18 protein-coding genes are annotated in these 18,564 nt (G+C 71.5%); 6 read left to right on the top strand and 12 right to left on the bottom strand.

From position 1 onward, the window contains the following. Nucleotides 1–49: 49 nt before the first annotated feature. Nucleotides 50–973, bottom strand: a complete 924-nt coding sequence (locus ACIBEJ_RS14220; RefSeq protein ID WP_397183103.1) for an RNA polymerase sigma-70 factor — start codon at nucleotides 971–973, stop codon at nucleotides 50–52. An 81-nt stretch (nucleotides 974–1,054) separates the two neighbouring features. Then, the gene (locus tag ACIBEJ_RS14215; protein ID WP_397183102.1) at nucleotides 1,055–1,639 is read right to left on the bottom strand and encodes a TetR/AcrR family transcriptional regulator; all 585 of its coding nucleotides are present in this window, start codon (nucleotides 1,637–1,639) and stop codon (nucleotides 1,055–1,057) included. Between the two features lie 51 nt (nucleotides 1,640–1,690). On the opposite strand from ACIBEJ_RS14215, the gene ACIBEJ_RS14210 reads away from it, so the two are divergent. Together ACIBEJ_RS14210 and ACIBEJ_RS14205 are read left to right on the top strand one after the other, a co-directional pair. Further along, the gene (locus ACIBEJ_RS14210; RefSeq protein WP_397183101.1) at nucleotides 1,691–2,839 is read left to right on the top strand and encodes an FAD-dependent monooxygenase; all 1,149 of its coding nucleotides are present in this window, start codon (nucleotides 1,691–1,693) and stop codon (nucleotides 2,837–2,839) included. Between the two features lie 150 nt (nucleotides 2,840–2,989). After that, entirely contained in the window at nucleotides 2,990–3,940 is a 951-nt protein-coding gene (locus ACIBEJ_RS14205; protein WP_397183100.1) for an SCO7460 family lipoprotein, read from the top strand. Here the strand turns inward: ACIBEJ_RS14205 and ACIBEJ_RS14200 are convergent. After that, complete coding sequence (locus ACIBEJ_RS14200) at nucleotides 3,937–4,344, bottom strand: RidA family protein (RefSeq protein WP_397183099.1); 408 nt, start codon at nucleotides 4,342–4,344, stop codon at nucleotides 3,937–3,939. The two genes, ACIBEJ_RS14205 and ACIBEJ_RS14200, sit on opposite strands and share 4 nt — an antisense overlap. Nucleotides 4,345–4,386: 42 nt before the next feature. Here ACIBEJ_RS14200 and ACIBEJ_RS14195 point away from each other — a divergent pair, with 42 nt between their 5' ends. After that, nucleotides 4,387–5,007 (top strand): TetR/AcrR family transcriptional regulator, encoded by a 621-nt coding sequence (locus tag ACIBEJ_RS14195; protein ID WP_397183098.1) that lies wholly within the window; start codon nucleotides 4,387–4,389, stop codon nucleotides 5,005–5,007. Between the two features lie 40 nt (nucleotides 5,008–5,047). Beyond that, the gene (gene gnd / locus ACIBEJ_RS14190) at nucleotides 5,048–6,061 is read left to right on the top strand and encodes a phosphogluconate dehydrogenase (NAD(+)-dependent, decarboxylating) (RefSeq protein WP_397183097.1); all 1,014 of its coding nucleotides are present in this window, start codon (nucleotides 5,048–5,050) and stop codon (nucleotides 6,059–6,061) included. A 1-nt stretch (nucleotide 6,062) separates the two neighbouring features. Here gnd and ACIBEJ_RS14185 read toward each other — a convergent pair whose 3' ends face one another. The 6 genes from ACIBEJ_RS14185 to ACIBEJ_RS14160 are packed head-to-tail and all read right to left on the bottom strand — an operon-like array spanning nucleotide 6,063 to nucleotide 13,346. Continuing rightward, nucleotides 6,063–7,853, bottom strand: coding sequence for a hypothetical protein (locus tag ACIBEJ_RS14185; RefSeq protein WP_397183096.1), 1,791 nt, complete (start codon nucleotides 7,851–7,853; stop codon nucleotides 6,063–6,065). Nucleotides 7,854–7,874: 21 nt separating this feature from the next. Beyond that, nucleotides 7,875–9,377: a glucoamylase family protein gene (locus tag ACIBEJ_RS14180; protein WP_397183095.1), complete on the bottom strand. Its 1,503-nt coding sequence runs from the start codon at nucleotides 9,375–9,377 to the stop codon at nucleotides 7,875–7,877. A gap of 12 nt (nucleotides 9,378–9,389) precedes the next feature. After that, complete coding sequence (locus ACIBEJ_RS14175; protein WP_397183094.1) at nucleotides 9,390–10,211, bottom strand: carbohydrate ABC transporter permease; 822 nt, start codon at nucleotides 10,209–10,211, stop codon at nucleotides 9,390–9,392. After that, nucleotides 10,208–11,086 carry a carbohydrate ABC transporter permease gene (locus tag ACIBEJ_RS14170; protein WP_397183093.1) on the bottom strand — a complete coding sequence of 293 codons (879 nt, stop codon included), beginning with the start codon at nucleotides 11,084–11,086 and terminating at the stop codon, nucleotides 10,208–10,210. The genes ACIBEJ_RS14175 and ACIBEJ_RS14170 overlap by 4 nt, the downstream gene beginning before the upstream one ends. Before the next feature lie 2 nt (nucleotides 11,087–11,088). Continuing rightward, nucleotides 11,089–12,351, bottom strand: coding sequence for a sugar ABC transporter substrate-binding protein (locus tag ACIBEJ_RS14165; RefSeq protein ID WP_397183092.1), 1,263 nt, complete (start codon nucleotides 12,349–12,351; stop codon nucleotides 11,089–11,091). Further along, nucleotides 12,348–13,346 carry a LacI family DNA-binding transcriptional regulator gene (locus tag ACIBEJ_RS14160; protein WP_397183091.1) on the bottom strand — a complete coding sequence of 333 codons (999 nt, stop codon included), beginning with the start codon at nucleotides 13,344–13,346 and terminating at the stop codon, nucleotides 12,348–12,350. The genes ACIBEJ_RS14165 and ACIBEJ_RS14160 overlap by 4 nt, the downstream gene beginning before the upstream one ends. Nucleotides 13,347–13,491: 145 nt before the next feature. Between ACIBEJ_RS14160 and ACIBEJ_RS14155 the strand changes: the two genes are divergently transcribed. Further along, a complete protein-coding gene (locus ACIBEJ_RS14155; RefSeq protein WP_397183090.1) occupies nucleotides 13,492–13,896 on the top strand; it encodes a nitroreductase family deazaflavin-dependent oxidoreductase in 405 nt (134 codons plus the stop codon). 527 nt (nucleotides 13,897–14,423) lie between these two features. Here ACIBEJ_RS14155 and ACIBEJ_RS14150 read toward each other — a convergent pair. Continuing rightward, nucleotides 14,424–15,365 (bottom strand): hypothetical protein, encoded by a 942-nt coding sequence (locus ACIBEJ_RS14150; RefSeq protein WP_397183089.1) that lies wholly within the window; start codon nucleotides 15,363–15,365, stop codon nucleotides 14,424–14,426. Between the two features lie 14 nt (nucleotides 15,366–15,379). Then, nucleotides 15,380–16,858: an Nramp family divalent metal transporter gene (locus tag ACIBEJ_RS14145; RefSeq protein WP_397183088.1), complete on the bottom strand. Its 1,479-nt coding sequence runs from the start codon at nucleotides 16,856–16,858 to the stop codon at nucleotides 15,380–15,382. Between the two features lie 100 nt (nucleotides 16,859–16,958). On the opposite strand from ACIBEJ_RS14145, the gene ACIBEJ_RS14140 reads away from it, so the two are divergent. Continuing rightward, nucleotides 16,959–17,324 (top strand): PH domain-containing protein, encoded by a 366-nt coding sequence (locus ACIBEJ_RS14140; protein WP_397183087.1) that lies wholly within the window; start codon nucleotides 16,959–16,961, stop codon nucleotides 17,322–17,324. 4 nt (nucleotides 17,325–17,328) lie between these two features. Here the strand turns inward: ACIBEJ_RS14140 and glgA are convergent, their stop codons facing one another. Continuing rightward, on the bottom strand, nucleotides 17,329–18,504 hold the full coding sequence (gene glgA, locus ACIBEJ_RS14135; protein ID WP_397183086.1) for a glycogen synthase: 1,176 nt from the start codon (nucleotides 18,502–18,504) through the stop codon (nucleotides 17,329–17,331). Between the last annotated feature and the right edge of the window lie 60 nt (nucleotides 18,505–18,564).

Here is an 18,564-nt window from a genome sequence, read left to right as displayed (position 1 = left end):
AACTACGCCACCGGGAACTGTCAAGATCGTGGACAACGTCCTGACCGGATCAGCTCAGCGACAGCGGGGTCTCGCTGGCGATGCGGGTCAGCTTCTCCGGGTTGCGGACGTAGTAGAGGCCGGAGATGCGCTCGTCCTCGACCCGGACCGCGATGACGCCGTCGACCTCGCCGTTGACGCTGAGCACGATGGCCGGGCTGCCGTTGACCAGCGAGTGGACGCTGGTGAGCGCGACCTGCGCCTTGCCGAGCCCGCCGACGATGAAGCGGGCCACCTTTCCGGCGCCGGTGATCGGCCAGGGCGCGGCCTGCTTGATGCCGCCGCCGTCGCTGATCAGGACGACGTCAGGGGCGAGGATGTCGAGCAGGCCCTGAAGGTCGCTGGTCTCGAACGCGCGCTGGAACGACTCCAGCACGGCCCGGGTCTGGCGCGGGGTGACCTCTTCCCGGGGACGGCGGGCGTCGACGTGCGTACGTGCCCGGTGCGCGATCTGGCGTACCGCGGCGGGGTTCTTGCCCACGGCGGCCGCGATCTCGTCGTGGCTGAACCCGAACGCCTCGCGCAGCACGAAGACGGCACGTTCCGTCGGTGACAGCGTCTCCAAGACGATCATGAGCGCCATCGACACGCTCTCGGCCAGCTCGACGTCCTCGGCCACGTCCGGCGTGGTGAGCAGCGGCTCCGGCAGCCAGGAGCCGACGTACTCCTCCTTGCGGCGGCTCAGGGCGCGCAGCCGGTCAAGGGCCCGCCTCGTCGTGATCCTGACCAGGTAGGCGCGCTGGTCGCGTACCTGGTCGAGGTCGACCTTCATCCACCGCAGCCAGGTCTCCTGCAGGACGTCCTCGGCGTCGGCGGCCGATCCGAGCATCTCGTAGGCGACGGTGAACAGCAGGTTGCGGTGTGTGACGAACATTTCGGTCGCCGGGTCCATCCCGCCGCCTCCGGCTTCGCCCGTCTCGCCGCGCTCGTCCATGCCTGGCTCCAACCTGTTCGCCTGTGCTCGTACACGAGACGCCGGCCGCCGCCGGTGTGTGACAACACGGCCTCACGGGCGTCAGGCCCCGGACAGTGTGCCATGGACGATGGCGTGGGCCAGCTCCCGGGCACCCTCCTTGGTGACCGTCGCCGGCGGCGCCGTGACCAGGGTGAACAGGGCGCCCGCGTACAACGCGACCAGCGTCGCGACCTTCTCCCTCGGGATGGGCAGGGCGTGTTCGGCGTGGACGCCGGCGGTGAAGTTCAGGGCGGCGTCCTGGAGCCCGGCCAGAGCGGCGGCCATCGCGGGGCGGCGGACCGCCTCCAACTGGAGCTCGAAGATCGCCAGGTAGCGGGTGCGGAGCGTGGTCGCCGCCCCGAGCAGCGACTCCGCCAGCAGGTCGGCGACCTGACCGAGATCGGCGGCGGGGGCGGCGTGCCGGGTGGCCTCGGCCATGTCGGCCAGGTGCAGCTCGCTGACCCGCTCGGCCACGGCCAGCAGCAGCGCCTCCCTGGTGCGGAAGTAGTTGGAGGCGGTGCCCTGCGGGAGGTCGGCGGCCTGTTCCACGGCCCGGTGGGTCAGGCCGTGGACGCCGGACTCGGCGAGGAGCCGGATGGCGGCGTCGGTCAGGGCCCTGCGACGGGCCGGATTGGTGGGCGGCACCCGGCCATGATAACACTAGACGTACTAGGACGACCGTAGTGGAGGAAGCTCATGCGGATCGTGGTGGCGGGCGCCGGACTGGGCGGATTGGCGGCGGCGGCAGGGCTGCGCCGCGCCGGTCACGAGGTGATCGTGTACGAGCGCGCCGCCGAACTCAGGGAGGCGGGCACCGCCATCGTCATCGCCCCCAACGGCCTGCGCGCCCTGGACCGCCTCGACCTGACCGGCCGCCTGCGCGACCATGCCGTGACCGCGGCCTCCGCCGGGCTGCGGGACCGGCGCGGGCGCCCGATCCTGGTGACCGACGCCAGGTCGGCGCAGGTGACGGTGGGCATGGCCGTGAGCGTGACCCGGACGGACCTCCACCAGTTACTACGCGCGCCGCTCCCGCCGGACGCGATCCACACCGCGACCCCGATCGACCACCTGGAGCCCGCAGGCGACGAAGTGGCCGTGATCAGCGGCGGACGGACCCTGACCCACGCCGACGCGGCGATCGTGGCCGACGGTATCGGCAGCCGCCTTCGCGCCCGGTTGTTCCCCGGACATCCGGGCATCCGCCGGATCGGCCGCCTGGACCTGCGCGGCATGCTGCCCGCGCCCGCCGGTCTGGACGTGGACGGCCTGATCGCCTCCATCCTGATCGACCGCCGGACCGGCGCCATGTTCGGCCTGTTCCCGGTCGACCGGAACCGCCTGTACTGGTTCACCGACTCCGCCCTCCCCCACCCAACGCCCACGTTGGAGCAGGCCAAGCAGCAGATGCTCGACCTGATGCGGGACTGGCACCCCGCGGTCCCCGCCCTGATCGCCGCCACCCCCGCCGAGGACGTCTACGTCGACCCGATCGCCCGCCTCGCCGAGCCGCTGCCCACCTTCGCCCTGGGCAGGATCGCCCTGCTCGGGGACGCCGCCCACGCCATGACCCCCGATCTCGGCCAGGGCGCCGGTCAGGCGTTCGAGGACGCCGCCGCCCTGGCCCGCCACCTGACCGGCGCCGCTCCGGCGGACGTCCCCTCGCGCCTGCTCCGCTACGACGCCGAACGCCGTCCCCGGGCCAACCGCCTCATGCTGGCCTCCGACCGGCAGTCCCGCCTCACCTCCCAGACCGGCGCGAAGGCATGGCTCCGCGACACGCTGCTCCGCGCCGTCCCGCCCCGCCTCGCCGCCCGCGGCCTCGCCGGCATCTGGCAGCTCTGACCCCAGATCCCCACATGTCGCCCAGCCCATCCACCGGGAAACCCGTCCCACAAGGTCAGGTCACTTCAACACGGGCGGGGGTGTGAGGCTTGCGGGGTTGGCCTTGGACCTCTGTCCCAGGTTGGGCTGTGGGGTTTAAGGTGATCTGTCATGGAGCGTTCTATGCGGCGGTGGGCGGCGGGGCCGCTTGGGGTGGTCGTGCTGGCTGGAGGATGCTCGCTGGGCACCGGCGACGACCGGGGGCGGGCCGAGGAGCTGGCAGCCAAGCTCTATCCCGGACAGCTCAAGGTCGTCGGGGCGCGCAACCTGTTCCCCGAGACCAGCGGGTCGGAGGTCACGTTCGCGCTGGCCGGGGACCCCGACACCGTCGTACGCCTGCGGATCGACGCCGAGAAGGGCACCTGCGACCGCAAGCCGTGCGAGAGCCAGCTCGCGGCGGCGGTGCGGAAGGGCAAGGAGCTCGGGGCCAACTGGCGGAAGCTGGCCGGCGGGTTCCAGAGCTGCGGGCACCCTGTCATCGCCGCCAACACTCCGCTTTCGGAGGTGTGGATCGAGGCCGAGCCCACCAACGCGACCATCGCGTCGTTCCTCGGCACGGTACGCGCGTGCGTCGGCACGGACCGGGCGCTCTCGGTGAACTTCGCCACCCCGGCCGTCGCGGCCCAGCGACCGCGGGGCGGGGAGGGGCTGCCGACGTTCCTGCGGATGACCGAGACGAAGGTGCTGGCCGCGCTGTCCAGGCAGGCGTACCTGGTCGCCTCCTACTCGCCGGGAGGGGAGCCGTCCGCGCGGATCGTGCGGCCCTTCGACCAGCGGCAGGAGTTCGAGAAGCGGGCACGGGCGGGCGCGACCACGTGGCTGGCCGCCAACCGTCCCGGCGCGATGGTCGGCGGCGTGGTCGGGCTGTGGCGCCTGCGGCCGGGGCGCGTGGACCGGCTGGTGGGGTACGTGCTGTTCTGCGAGTCCCAGCGGCAGAAGTGCGTGGGCGACAAGGCCGTCGCGATGACGGTGGACCCGCAGGGCGACCCGGTCGGCGACATGCGCGTGGTGGAGGACGTCAGGGACCAGGGCGGCGTCCTGCGGCTACCCGCCGGAACCTAAGGCAGCACAGCCGTGGCCTCCACCTCGACGAGCAGGTCGGGCTCGCCCAGCGCGGCCACGCCCAGCAGGGTGATCGGCTTGACCGGGTCGACGCCGAGCCTCGCCGCCGCCCGCGCGACGCCCTCGCCCAGGAGCGGCAGCTTGTCCGGGCTCCAGTCCACGACGTAGACGGTGAGCTTGGCGACGTCGTCGAAGGTGCCGCCTACTCCGGCGAGCGCGGTGGCGATGTTGAGGTAGGACTGCTCGACCTGGGCGGCGAGGTCGCCCTCGCCCACCTTCGAGCCGTCGGCCGCGCGGGCGACCTGCCCGGCGAGGAAGACGAGCCGCGAACCGGTCGCGACGGAGAGCTGGCGGTAGACATCAGGCTTCGGCAGCCCGTCGGGGTTGTGCAGCGTTACGCTCATGTCCCGTAACATAACATAGCTATGCTATGTATGCTAGAGGGCATGCCACGCACGAAGGATCCGGCGGTCCGCACGCTCCTCATCGACCGGGCGGCGCACATGCTGCGCACCCGGCAGCCGATCACGCTCCGCTCCCTCGTCGAGGGCACGGGCGTCTCCACGATGGCCGTCTACACGCACTTCGGCGGCATGGACGGCCTGTGGTCGGCCACGCGCCAGGAGGGTTTCACCCGGCTGGCCGCCCGGCTGTCGGCGCTCGCGCCCACCGAGGACCCGGTCCGCGACCTGGCCGCGCTCGGCGCCGCCTACACCGCGGCCGCGCTCGGCGACCCGGACCTCTACCGGGTCATGTTCGACGCCGGCTTTGAGCTGGAGGACGCCGCGGCGGCCGACGCCTCGCTCCACCTGCTCGTCCAGGCGGCCGAGCGGGCCACGGCGGGCGGCCGCTTCCGCCCCGGCACCGACCCGCTGGAGCTGGCCACGCGTAGCTGGGTCATCGGCCACGGGTTGGCCTCGCTGGTGGCCACGGGGCCGCTGCCCGGTGCGGCGCTGGGCCATGCCGTACCTCTGCTGACCGCGCTGTTCGTCAGCGCGGGCGACGAGGAGGAGCGCTGCCGCCGCTCCGTGGAGGCGGGCTGGGGTCAAGTCCCTCAAGGGACATAGGCGGACATGCCATTACCCGTCCACGGGGAGGGTGACGGGCATGAAGATCGCAATGGTGGGCCTGGGCCGGATGGGCGCGAACATGACGCGCCGGATCATGCGCGCCGGCCACGAGTGCGTGGTGTTCGACCGCGCCCCCGCCGCCGTCGAGGCGCTGGCCGCCGAGGGCGCCCAGCCCGCCGCCTCGATCGAGGAGCTGGTACGCGCGCTGCCGTCCCCGAGGGTCGTCTGGCTGATGCTGCCCGCCGCCGTCACCGGGCAGGCGGCGCACAACCTGTTCGGCCTGCTGGAGCCGGGCGACGTCGTCATCGACGGCGGCAACTCCTACTACCGCGACGACGTGGACCGCGCCCGTGACGCCGGCGACCGGGGCCTGCACTACGTGGACGTGGGCACCAGCGGCGGCGTCTGGGGCCTGGACCGTGGCTACTGCCTGATGGTCGGCGGCGACGACGAGGCGGTGAAGCTGGTCGAGCCGGTGCTCGCCGCGCTGGCGCCGGGGGTGGAGTCGGCCGGCCGTACCCCTGGAAGGACGGGCGCGCCGTCGGCGGCCGAGCAGGGCTGGCTGCACTGCGGGCCACCCGGGGCGGGACATTTCGTGAAGATGGTCCACAACGGCATCGAGTACGCCGTCATGGCCGCCTACGCCGAGGGGCTGAGCGTGATCGGCGGCGCGGGCGCGGGCCTGCACGTGCGCGAGGCCGACGCCGAGACGGCCCCGCTGCGCGACCCGCAGTACTACCAGTACGACGCGATCGACCTGGCCGACGTGGCCGAGGTGTGGCGGCGGGGCAGCGTGATCGGCTCGTGGCTGCTGGACCTGACCGCCGCCGCCCTGTACGCCGATCCTGAGCTGGAGTCGTACGCCGGCCGGGTCTCGGACTCCGGCGAAGGCCGCTGGACCAGCATCGCGGCCATCGAGGAGGGCGTGCCCTCCCCCGTCCTGACCGCCGCGCTCTACAGCCGCTTCGCCTCGCAGGGCGCGGCGCTGTTCGCCGGGAAGGTGCAGTCCGCCCAGCGCAAGGGGTTCGGCGGTCACGACGAGAAGGAGTAGTTCAGGCCGGGGTGACCTCCACGAACGACACGCCCGGCATGGGCAGCTCGAACTCCAGCGTGAGCGCGCCGGACACCCGGGCGGGCGGGGACAGCTCGTCCAGGGTGTCGGCCGCGGCCAGTTCGTCCCACTGACCGCCCTCGGGCCAGTCGCCGCCGCCCATCGACTCCCACACCGCCCTGATGTTGGAGTGGCGTTCGTCGATGCGGTGGTGGGTGACGACGTGTTCGCCGGTCAGCCCGGGGATCGACAGCGTGACCGTCCTGGCCAGCTCGGCGGCGCCGTCGGCCTGGGCCTGGTTGAGCGTGCCGTTCCAGATCAGGACGCCGATCCTGCCGTCGCCGTGGCGGGCCGCCCAGACCTCCACGCCGCCGGCGTCGCCCTCGGCCCGTACGGCCAGCTCCTCCTCACCGAGGCGGTGGGCCAGGGTGAGCGCGTGGTAGCGGGGCTTGCGCAGGTTGCCGACGGTCAGCAGGCCGAAGCCGCCGTGGAACAGGCGCGGCGGACGGCCCAGCTCCTCGAAGTGGTCGGAGGCCACCCAGTGCGACAGCGCGGCGATCCGGCCCGCGGCCGACTTCATGCCGTGCAGCAGGAACGTCGCGCCGAACGGGCCGTCGCCGATGCCGTGGAAGTGCGTGGGCGTGGGACCCCACTCGGTCCACCAGATCGGGGTGTCCTCGCGGCCGTGCCTGGCCAGGGCGGGCCGCCAGTCGAGGGGGGCGTTGCCGTAGGTGTGGGTGGAGACGAAGTCGAGCGCGGCGCCCGACTCGGCCACGTGGGCGAGCAGTTCCTCGACCCAGCCGTTGGCGGCCGAGGCGGGCCCGCCGACCCGCAGGCCGGGGTGGACGTTCTTGACCGCCGCCGCCGTGACGTCGTAGAGCAGGAAGTACTCCTGCGGGGTGCCGGACCAGAACACGGCCAGGTTGGCCTCGTTCCAGACCTCGAACGACCAGCGCTCGACCACCTCGTGCACGCCGTAGCGCTCGACCAGGTGCTCCACCAGCGCCCTGACCAGGTCGGCCCACGCCTCGAAGTCCTTCGGCGGCGAGATGATCGCCTCGTAGCCGAACACCGTCCTGGACGGGTCGGCGGCCAGGTCGCGCGGCATGTAGCCCAGCTCCACCACCGGCCGCAGCCCGAACTCCATGATCGTGTCGTAGACCCGGTCCACCTGGGTGAAGTCGTAGACCGCCGCCCCGTCGACCTCCTTGTACACCCCCAGGTCGTCGCAGAGGATGGCGTGGGCGCGCACGGTCTCCACGCCGAACTCCTCCCGCATCCGCCGCAGCGCCGCCGTCAGCTCGGCCCCGATGGGACGGCCGCCGGTGGTCTCCCGCGACAGCATGTGGGACAGGTGCTCGGAGCCGATCATGGCGGTCCACGGGCGCGGCAGCGCGCGGGTGACCGTATCGGCCTCGACGACGACCGCGACCTCGGCGGGACCGGCCGGCGGGGCCGCGCGCACCGGCGCGCAGAACGCGCCGGTGACCTCCATGGCGGCGATCGCCGCCACCGTGTAGGCGGCGGCGCCCTGGCCGGTGTCGACGTAGCGGCACCCCGGTACGGCCGGCACGTCGACGTCGGGCTGCTTGACCGACTGTCCCTCCCGGTGCACCAGGTACCCGATGGCGCCCGGCACCGGCTCCCAGGTCAGCGTCACGTGCCCGGCGCCGGACACCGCCCGCAGCCCTTCCGGGGCCGGCAGGCGGATCTCGCCGACGGGTGTCACCTCCCCCGAGGCCTGGTGGATACGTTCCTGCCAGTCACGGCGTGCGGCATCGGCCGTACTCATCGAGAATGCGTTCCTCTTCTGTTAGGAGACAGGCGGGACGACGTCCCATTCTTCGAGCCCCATCACCGGACGGAGCTTCGCCTCGACCGCGGGCGTGCCGAAGTAGCGGCGCATGTTGTCGCGGGCCAGCACGTTGCCCAGGGCGGCCATGACCATCCCCTGGTCCAGCGCCAGGTACCACTTCGACACCACGCCCGACCTGACCGCGACGGCGTCGTAGAAGCCGCCGGGTCCGTAGGCGTCGAAGTCCTTCTTCAGCCTGGCCAGGTTCTCCATGGCCGCCTTCTTCGCGTACGGCAGGGCCAGGAACCCGGCATGCGGCGTGACGACCCCGTCACCGTAGGCCGCGGGCTCCGGCTGGGCGGGGCGGCAGCCCTCGTAGCCGGGGTCGGTCGTGGTGCGTTCCCTGTCGGTGGTGTAGCCGGCGGCGTCCATGCCCAGCGGGTCCACGCCGTACTCGCGGTAGCCGCCGTGGGGGTCGTTGGAGGGCGAGAAGCCCCAGTAGCCGTAACGGGCCTCGCGCAGGCCGTGCTCGATCTGGGCCTGGACGAACACCGGGTGGTTGCGGCCCCAGCTCCGCGGCGCCCACTTCGACTCGGGCACCACCAGGTCGGGCATCAGCTCCTCGAACATCGAGCCGCCCCAGTTGGGGACGTAGCGCATGCCGCGGTAGCCGTACGTGCCCTCCCAGACCTTGACGCCCAGGTGCTCCTTCCAGGAGCCGACCGGCTTCTGGTCCTGCCAGGCCCAGTCGCAGGCGTTGTCGGGGAAGGTGCGGTAGATGCCGAAGTAGTGCTCGCGCGGAATCTGGCCGAGGGCGATGCCGACGTAGGTGGCGATGCGGGTCTCGGCGGGCGCGCCGTAGTGGTGGCAGGTGGAGTAGACGACGGTGCCGGTGCCGGCGTAGTCGCTCTCCACCGAGCAGCCCTCCGGCTTCTCCGGCGAGAAGCCGCCGCGCAGCAGGCCGGTGCCGGCGTCGGGGCGCGCGGCGGGGTCGTAGTAGGAGGCGAAGTTCATGGAGCGGGCCAGGCGGCCGGCCTGCCGCGCGTGCTGCGGCATCGCCTTGGGGATCATCATGAGCGCGGTGGCCAGCCAGCCGTTGTCGACGCTGGAGGCGAAGAGCTGGATGGGGTTGCCGCTGTCGGGCCAGACGCGGACGAGTTCGAGCGTGGCCGGGTCGTACCAGTTGTAGAACTGGCCGGTGGGTGTGTTGCGCTCCAGTTTGTCCAGGGCGGCCAGGACCCTGGCCACGCGCCTGGACGCGTCGCCGGCGCCGATGAGGCCGAGGTCGCGGGCGGTGAGCGTGCTCCAGACGTAGGTGGCGATGTTGGTGGGCGAGGTGACCTTGGCGCGGGTGCGCAGGTCGCCGGTGACCTTGTCGGCGGGCAGGCCGGTGGCGGGCTCGACCATGGCGTTCATGGACCGCCAGGTGTCCTTCGCATACTTATAGAGCGTTAAATCGGGATTTGTCGCGTGTACGGGCGTGGCGGCCAGCAGGCCCGCCAGCAACGTGTTGAGCAGCATTCCGGGTGCTCCTTACTTGAGGCCGGAGGTGGCGATTCCCTGGATGAAGAAGCGCTGCAGGAAGACGAAGAGGATGAGGATCGGCGCGATGACGATCACCGATCCGGCGACCAGCAGGTTGTAGTGGGTGCCCTCGGCGAAGTTGAGGATGTTGAGCGCGACCGGGAGCGTGTAGAGGTCCTCGGACTGCGCGACCACCGCGGGCCACAGGAAGTTGTTCCACGCGCCGAGGAAGGTGATCAGGCCGAGCGTGGCCATCGCGGGCCGGCAGAGCGGCAGCACGATCCTGAAGAAGATCCGGAACTCCCCCGCGCCGTCCACCCGCGCGGCGTGGATCAGCTCGTCGGGCAGGTCGGCGATGAACTGGCGCATCAGGAAGACGCCCAGCGGGCTGATCAGTCCGGGCAGGATGATGCCGAGGAAGGTGTTGACCATGCCGAGCTTCGCGATCAGTACGAACTGCGGCATCATGAGCACGATCGCCGGGACCGCCATCTGGGCCAGGACCAGGGCGAAGACGACGTTCTTGCCGCGAAAGTGGGTCTTGGCGAAGCCGTACCCGACCATGGAGCAGAACAGCAGGTTGCCCGCCACGATGGCGAGCGCCACGATCATGGAGTTCACGAACGCCTGACCGATGTGCACGCGTTCGAGGAGTTCGACGTAGTTGCCCAGCGTCCAGGTCTCGGGCAGGAGCGTCGGCGGGTCGCGCCGGATCTCCGTCTCGGGCTTGAACGAGCTCAGCCCCGCCCAGAGGAACGGCCCGATCACCAGCAGCAGGCCGGTCGAGAGCCCGATGTAGGTGATCACGTTCTGCCTGCGGGTGCGCTTCACCGCGACCTCCCGATCCTGAGCTGCAGCACCGCGAGCGCGATGATCACCGTGAACAGCACGGTGGCCGCGGCGCCGGCGTAGCCGTAGTTGCCCACGCCGAACTGCTTCCAGATGGCCAGCGACACCGACAGCGTCGAGTTGAGCGGCCCGCCGCCGGTCATGACCAGCGGCTCCTCCATGAACTGCAGGAAGCCGACGGTGCTGTAGACGGTGCAGAACAGGATCACCGGCCGGAGCTGCGGCACCGTGATCGACCAGAACCGCTGCCACCGCCCGGCGCCGTCGACCTCGGCCGCCTCGTACAGCTCGCGCGGGATGCCCTGCAGCGCGGCCAGGAAGACGACCATGTCGAACCCGAACCCGCGCCAGGCCGTCATCACGATGATGGACGGCAGCGCCGTCCTCTGGTCCTGCAGCCACGCGGGCCCCTGGACGCCGACCAGCTCCAGCAGCCGGTTGACCAGCCCCGCCTCCGGCTCCAGCAGAAACTTCCAGGCGACCGCGATGCCGATGATGCTGGTGATGTGCGGCAGGTAGTAGCCGAGGCGGAAGAAGGCGGCCGGCAGCCGTCCGATCCCCGAGTTGAGCGCGACCGCCGCGGCCAGGCCCAGCCCGATCGTCAGCGGCAGGCAGACCACCACGAACACGAGCGTGTTGACGGCCGCCCTGACCATGGCCTCGTCCTGGGCCAGGCGGATGTAGTTCTGCACGCCGACGGGGTTGACGCCGAGCACGTCGGCCACGTCGGTGCTGCGGAAGTCGGTGAAGCTCATCCCGAGGCCGGCCAGCAGCGGCCCGAGGTGGAACACGACGAACATGAGCAGGAACGGCAGCACGAACACCCAGCCGAGCCCGGTCCTCCGAGCGTGGATCATGATTACAGGCCGGTGCCGATCGTGTCGGCCTGCGCCTGGATGGCCTTGGCCGTCTCCTCCGGCGTCGACCTGCCGAGCGCCAGCTTCTCCAGCTCACCCTCCATGACCTTGGCGAGCTGCTCCCAGGTCGGGTAGGGCGGCGGCGTCTTGGCGTCCTTCAACTGCTCGCCGAAGACCTTGAGCTGCGGGTCCGCGGTCAGCTCAGGCTCCTGCCACGCCGACTGTACGGCCGGCAGCGCCTTGACCGTCGTGTACCACTTGGCCTGCACCTTGGGCTCGCTCAGCCACTGGACGAACTTCCAGGCCGCGTCCCGGTTCTGCGCCTTCTTGAACACCACCAGGTCGGAGCCGCCGACGAAGCTGGTGCCGCTGACCGGCCCCTTCGGGTACGGCACGACGTCGAACTTGTCCTTGAAGCCCGGCCCCCCGTCGGTGTTGAGCACCCCGGCCATCCACGGCCCGGAGACGAAGCCGCCCACCTCGCCCTTGATGAAGTTCTGCGGGAAGCCGCCCTTCGGGGTGTCGTTGGGGGCCAGCTTCTCCTGGAACAGCGACGCGTACTGCTTCAGCCCGGTGATCGCCTCGGGCGTGTCGAAGGTGTACTTGCCGTCCTTGACGATCTCCCCGCCGGCCTGCCAGATGAGCGGGACCATCTCCTGCCAGGAGCCCTCGGTGTAGCCCTGCTGGAAGCCCTTCTTCGCCCCGCCCTTTTCCTGCAGCGCCTTGATGAACGTCTTCCACTCCGCCCACGTCCTCGGCGGCTCGACGCCCGCCTTCTCCGCCTGGTCCTTGCGGTAGTACAGGACGCGGGTCTCGACGTACCACGGCACGCCGTACGCGGTGCCGTTGACGTCGACGGTCTGCCAGGCGCCGGGGAAGAACGCGGCCTTGTCGATGAGGTTGCCGGGCGTCGGCTCCAGCGCGCCGGTCTTGGACAGCTCGCCCGCCCAGGTCGAGCCGATCATGCTCACGTCGGGGGTGGCGGACCCGGCGATCGCCGAGGTGATCTTGTCGTGCGCGACGTCCCAGCCCATCGGGGTCACGTTGACCTTCACGCCGGGGTTGGCGGACTCGAAGTCCTTCGCGAACGTGCCCAGCGCCTTGCCCTCCTCACCGATGGCCCAGACCGTGACCTCGCCCGCGACCTTGCCGGTCGCGACGTCCTTGGCCTGTTCCGGAGCCTGGTTCGCCTCGCGGCCGCAGCCCGCGGCCAGGATCGCCAGCGCCAGCAGGCCCGCGGCGGAGCGGCTGGTGGTGGTGTTCATCGGGGTTCCTCCTGGGGGTGATGACCGCAGCTGGCACGGATCACCAGCTCGGTGGTCAGGATGAGGTGGTTCGGGGTGGAGCGCGCCGCGGTGATCAGCTCGTCGAGCGCGCGGGCCGCGCGGGCGCCGAGCTCGCGCATCGGCTGCCTGATCGTGGTCAGCGCCGGGCGGGCGTGGCGGGCGGCCATGATGTCGTCCCAGCCGGTGACGGCCACGTCGTCCGGTACGGCGAGGCCGAGCTCCTCGGCGGCGAGCAGCGCGCCGAGCGCCACCTCGTCGTCGGAGCAGATGATGGCCCGCGGCCGCTCGCGTGACCTGAGCAGGCGCAGCGCCGCCTGATGGCCGTCCTCGACGGTGTAGTGGCCGGTGGGCACCGCCTCGATGGCGGCGCCGAGCACCGAGCGCACGCCCTGCCAGCGCTCGTCCACGTCGTCGCCGGTGACCAGGGGCGCCCCGAGGAAGGCGAAGCGCTCGTAGCCGTGCAGGGCCAGGTGCTCGGCCAGCAGTCTGGCGGAGGCGGTGTTCTCGGCGCGCAGGGTGTCGGCGCCGGCCAGCGGCTCGCGCGAGACGAACACCAGCGGCATGCCCACCCCGATCAGCTCGGCGATGACGTCGTCCGGCGCGGTGTGGCCGAAGATCAGCAGCCCGTCCACGCGCCCGGCGAGATCCTTGACCAGGTCACGCACTCGCGTGCGCCCGGTCGTGGACAGGATGAGCACGGATCGCCCCAGCTCGGAGGCGACCTCCTCGTAGCCCAGGAGGACCTCGGTGTAGTAGGGGCCGGACAGGTTGGGGAAGACGATCCCGTTGGCGGCGTGCCGTCCCTCGGCCAGGCTGACGCCGAGCCGGCTGGGCGTGAAGTTGAGCTCCTCGACGGCCTTGAGCACCTTCTCGCGCGTCTTCGACGCCACGGGGCCGGTGCCGCGCAGCGCGCGCGACACGGTCGCGATCGACACGCCCGCCCGCTGCGCCACCTCGTAAATCGTCACGTCCATCGTCTTTCTCCCTCGCGGTGTAAGCGGTTACACACAATCGCGTGTAAGCGCTTACAGAAAAGGAGTGTGCCAGCCGCGTCAACTTCTCGTACAGACCCCGGCGAGTAACGGTGAGGTCACGCCGTAGCAGGGTAGGTGCGACCACATGCTGTACGGCAAAGAGCACGTCGAGAGATACCAGCAGACCGGCGGGGCCGAGGGCCACGACTGGAACGGCACCACGGTCCTGCTCCTGACCACCCGCGGCCGCACGTCAGGCCGCCCCTACACCACCCCGCTCATCTACCAGAGGTACGGCGACGCCTACACGGTCATCGCCTCCAACGGCGGCGCCCCCGAGCACCCGGACTGGTACGCCAACCTGCTGGCGGACCCGGAGGCGGAGGTCCAGGTCAAGGACAAGATCTTCAAGGCGCGGGCCAGGACCGCGACCGACGAGGAGAAGCCCGGGATGTGGGGCGCCATGACCAGGGCGTGGCCCGACTACGACAACTACCAGCAGAAGACCGACCGCCCCATCCCGGTGGTCGTCCTCGAACCCACCACCTGACCCACGCCCCGCCGACGGCCGGAGCCAACCAGACCCCGGCCCCGCCACCCGGCGACGGCCCCACGTCACCCGACAACGCCGCCACCGGAGATGACGCCACCACGTCACCCAACTGCGGCGCGCCACCATCTCCGGGGCGACAACCGAAGCCGACCCGCCTACGCCACCGCCGCCAGACGACAACCGGAGCCGATCCGCGCCACCGCCGCCCGGGCGACAACCGGAGCCGATCCGCGCCACCGCCGCCCGGGCGACAGCCGGAGCCGATCGGCCGGCGACAACCGAAGCCGACCCGCCTACGCCACCGCCGCCAGACGACAACCGGAGCCGATCCGCGCCACCGCCGCCCGGGCGACAACCGGAGCCGATCCGCGCCACCGCCGCCCGGGCGACAGCCGGAGCCGATCGGCCGGCGACAGCCGGAGCCGACCCGCCTACGCCACCGCCACCGGGCGACCGCCGGAGCTGATCTTCCTGCGGCGTCGCCGCCAGGCGGTAGGCGCGTCTCCAGATGTGGCGGCCGCAGGTCATCTTGCTGCGGCCTCGATGACGGTGGTGGCGTGGACGAAGCGCTCTACCTCCTCGTCTGGGATGTCTCCGGGCAGGAGTACCGAGGTCGCCAGCCGGAAGACCAGTGCGCGGGCGACCATGCGGGCGCCGCCGTCCACCTCCTCGACCAGGGCCGGATGGGCGCCATGGTAGAGGAGGCCGTCGGCGACGACCACGGCCTCGGCGTAACCGGTGGGCCGCCAGTAGGGCGAGAAGTCGATCACCGCCGGTGGGTGCCCGGGGTGGAACAGGACGTTGCCGGTCAGGTCGCCGTGGACGAGCCGGCTCGGCGCCTCGGGCGGGGCGGGGAGGCGGCGCAGCCGTTCCAGAAGACCTGCGGGACCCTCGACCGGCGCCCGCTCCCCCCACGCGATGCGGTCGGCCACAGCCCAGGCGTGGTCGCGACGGTCCAGCAGCGCCGGGCGCGGCACGGACCGCAGCGCCCGGTGAAAGGCCCGACCGGCCACCAGCAACTCCAACCACCGCCCATCCCGCCCCGAGCCGTCCCGCCCCGACGAGCCGTCCCGCCCTGACAAGCCATCCCGGCCCGACACGCCGTCTCGCCCTGACAAGCCGTCCCGGCCCGACAAGCCACCTCGGCCTGACGGGTCGTCCCGCTTGAGCGCGCCATCCGTCGACGGCGGACCGTCCGTGAGGGGCGTGCCCTCGGTGAACTCGGTGGCGGACCAGCCGTGGGCGACGTGGCCGCCGTCGCGGGCGGGCAGCGGGCGCGGCACCCGGAAACCGGCGCCCGACGGCAGCCCGCCGAGCACCCGGGCCGCCCACTCGGCCTCCTCCACGTCGCCGGCGGGCTTCAGCACCGCGTCACCGGCCCGGTAACTCTCGCCCTGACCGCCGACGAGCGGGCGGGCGGGGCCGGTGAGGCCGAAGGCGGTCAGTACGTCGTCCGATGGGCGCATCCACCCATCGTGGCCTAGAACGTGACCAGCGGCGCCCCGAAGGTGTCGGCGACGAAGTTGACGAAGAAGAAGCCGAAGAACAGGAAGTTCAGGATGAGGATGACGTAGTGCCACACGCGCGGCCGGGCCGGGCGGGGCAGCCGGCGGTTCAGATAGATGAGCAGGAACGGGTAGATCAGCGCGCCCAGGTTCGAGAGGTTGGCCGACCACTCCACCAGGCCGACCGGCAGCGCCAGGTGGATGACGATCGAGATGATCACCAGCAGCACGATCATGAACGGGTAGTAGAAGCGCCGGGGGTCGCCCTCGATCAGCGCGCGCAGGCGCGGGCTGGTGGCGTGGGCCGCGTCCGTGGTCACGCGGACCATCGCCTCGAAGATGCCGAGCTGCGTCGAGAAGAGGATCAGGACGCCGAGCACGAGGGCGACGTAGAAGAGCGTGCGGCCGTACTCGTCGCCGAGCGCGGCGGCCACGAACGTCGGGACGTTGGCCCTGGTGGGCCGCTCCCCCGACAGGGCGACGGCCTGGGACATGAGGATCGTGGGCAGCAGCATGCCGAGCATGGCGCCGACGAAGAAGACGCCCCACATGTCGGTCAGCAGCAGCCGGTACCAGCGGCGCCACAGGCCGCGGTTGCGCTCGTCGTCGGGGAAGGTGACGCCGCTGGCCAGGATCTCCTTGCGGCCGCCGCGCAGGCCGGAGATGAAGCCGGCGCGGTAGCCCATGCCGTAGCCCTTGTCGCGGTAGTGACCCATCACGTACCAGTTGAGGCCCGAGGCCAGCGCCGTGAACCCGGCCAGCGCGCCGAGCTGCGTGGCGGTGATGCCGGCGGGCGGCGCGGCCGGGGTGAAGAAGCCGCGGATGCCCTCCCACCACAGGGAGAACGGCACCACGAACAGGTCGATGGCCAGCAGCCCGAGCAGGATCACGCTGATCATCACCCAGTTGGCCAGCTCCAGGGCGCGGCTGATCCGGCGGGCCGAGGCGGCGATGACGAAGACCAGGACGAGCAGGGCGATCGCCCACAGCCTCGGCTCCTCGGCGCCGGCGGGGGCGATGCTGCCGTGGACGAGCGCGTAGAGGCCCTGGCCCGCGGAGGCGGCCCAGCCGCCGGCGATGAACGCGAAGATGACCACGAGCACGGACAGCGGCACCCACAGGAACCAGCCCGGCGGCACCCGGCCCCACCCCACGACCGGGGTCTCGCCGGTGGCCAGCACGTAGCGCGAGCACTCGACGTTGTAGAACGTCTGCAGCAGCGCCGAGACCAGGATGACCCAGCCGACGCCGACGAAGCCGTACTGGCCGACGTTGAGGGGGCCGAGCAGCCATTCGCCGCTGCCGATGGAGATGCCGAGGGCGATGAGGCTCGGGCCGACCGCGTACTTGAACAGCTCCTTCGGGCCGATGCGGTTGACCTTGAAGACCTCTTCCGGAGTGGGCAGGTCGGCGACGGTGAGATCGGGGCGGCTGACTCCGAGGGGATGCGTCATGGCAGGCCTCCTGGCTTTCAGGGTGATCCCGAACCCGGAGGCGGGCAAGACCCATTTAGCCGTGCGGAACCCGGGTCGCCGGGCCGTTCGTTGGCCCGGCATGGCTGACATCCCCTATGACCGGAAAGAACAGCTCAAACAGATCGAGAGCGGGCTGCTGCCCGGTGAGCGGATCATCGCGGTCTACGACGCGATCGGGGCGGGCACCGGGTTCCTCGGGCTGACCGACCGGCGGGTGATCGTCCAGGACAAGTCGTTCGTGGGCAAGCGGATCGCGATCACCAGCATCCCCTACAGCAAGATCTCCGCGGTCAGCGTGGTCAGCAACAAGTCGTTCGCGGGCGGCTTCTTCTCCTCGGGCGCGATCGCCATCCACGTGGGGACGCACACCTACGAGGTGGACTTCCGCGGCGACAACAAGGCCCACCACGTGCACAACGTCATCCTCCACCACATCTCCCGCTGACCCCTCAGGTCAGGGAGGTGTAGAGGCTGAGGGTGCGGGCGGCGATGCGTTCCCAGGAGAAGTGCTCGACGGCCCTGGCGCGGCCGGCCAGGCCCAGCTCGCGGGCCCGGCCGGGGTCGGCGAGGAGGGCGTTGACGCGCTCGGCGAGGTCGGCGGCGAAGCGTTCCGGGTCGTGGGGCTCGCCGTCGGGGCCGCCGGAGATGGGCACGAGCAGGCCGGTGTCGCCGTCGGCCACGACCTCGGGGATGCCGCCGGTCGCGGTGGCCACCACGGCGGTCTCGCAGGCCATGGCCTCCAGGTTGACGATGCCCATCGGCTCGTACACCGACGGGCAGACGAACACCCGCGCGTGCGTGAGCAACTGGATCACCTCGGGCTTGGGCAGCATCTCGGAGATCCAGACGACGCCGTCGCGCGAGCCGGCCAGGCCCTCGACGAGGCCGGCGACCTCGGCGGCGATCTCGGGCGTGTCGGGCGCGCCGGCGCAGAGCACGATCTGCGCGCCGGGCGCGAAGGACCGCGCCGCGCGCAGGAGGTGGACCAGCCCCTTCTGGCGGGTGATCCGGCCCACGAAGATCACGTACGGCCGCGCCGGGTCGATGCCGTGCTTTTTCAGGACTTCGAGGCCCGGATCCGGCGCGTACTCGACGGTGTCGATGCCGTTGTGGATCACGCTCACCCGCTCCGGCGCGATCTCCGGATAGGCGGCCAGCACGTCCGCGCGCATGCCCTCAGACACCGCGATCACCGCGTCGGCCGAGGCCAGGGCGGTCCGCTCGGCCCAGGAGGAGATCGTGTAGCCGCCGCCGAGCTGCTCGGCCTTCCACGGGCGCAGCGGCTCCAGGCTGTGGGTGGTCACGACGTGGGCCACCCCGTGGAGCATCTTGGCGACGTGGCCGGCGAAGTTGGCGTACCAGGTGTGGGAGTGCACGACGGACGCGCCCTCGCAGGCGGCCGCCATCTCCAGGTCGACGCCCAGCACCTGCAGCGCCGCGTTGGCCGTCTCCAGCCCGCCCGGCACCCGGTAGGCCGACACGCCGGGCTCCTCGCGGGCCGCGCCGAAGCAGCGCACCCGCACGTCGGCCAGCCGGCGCAGCTCGCGGGCCAGGTACTCCATGTGGACTCCGGCTCCGCCGTAGACCTCCGGCGGATACTCCCGGCTGAGCAGATCGACGCGCACGGACCCCACCTTAACGAAGGAGTGCGACAGGTCGGATCATCAGTGCGCGGAGGTTGTTCG

Origin of the sequence: Nonomuraea sp. NPDC050790 (genome assembly GCF_044456745.1) — a bacterium.
Taxonomy (GTDB): Bacteria; Actinomycetota; Actinomycetes; order Streptosporangiales; family Streptosporangiaceae; genus Nonomuraea.
Note: the sequence above shows the minus strand (reverse complement) of the source record. Positions and strands in the feature narration are given on the sequence as shown.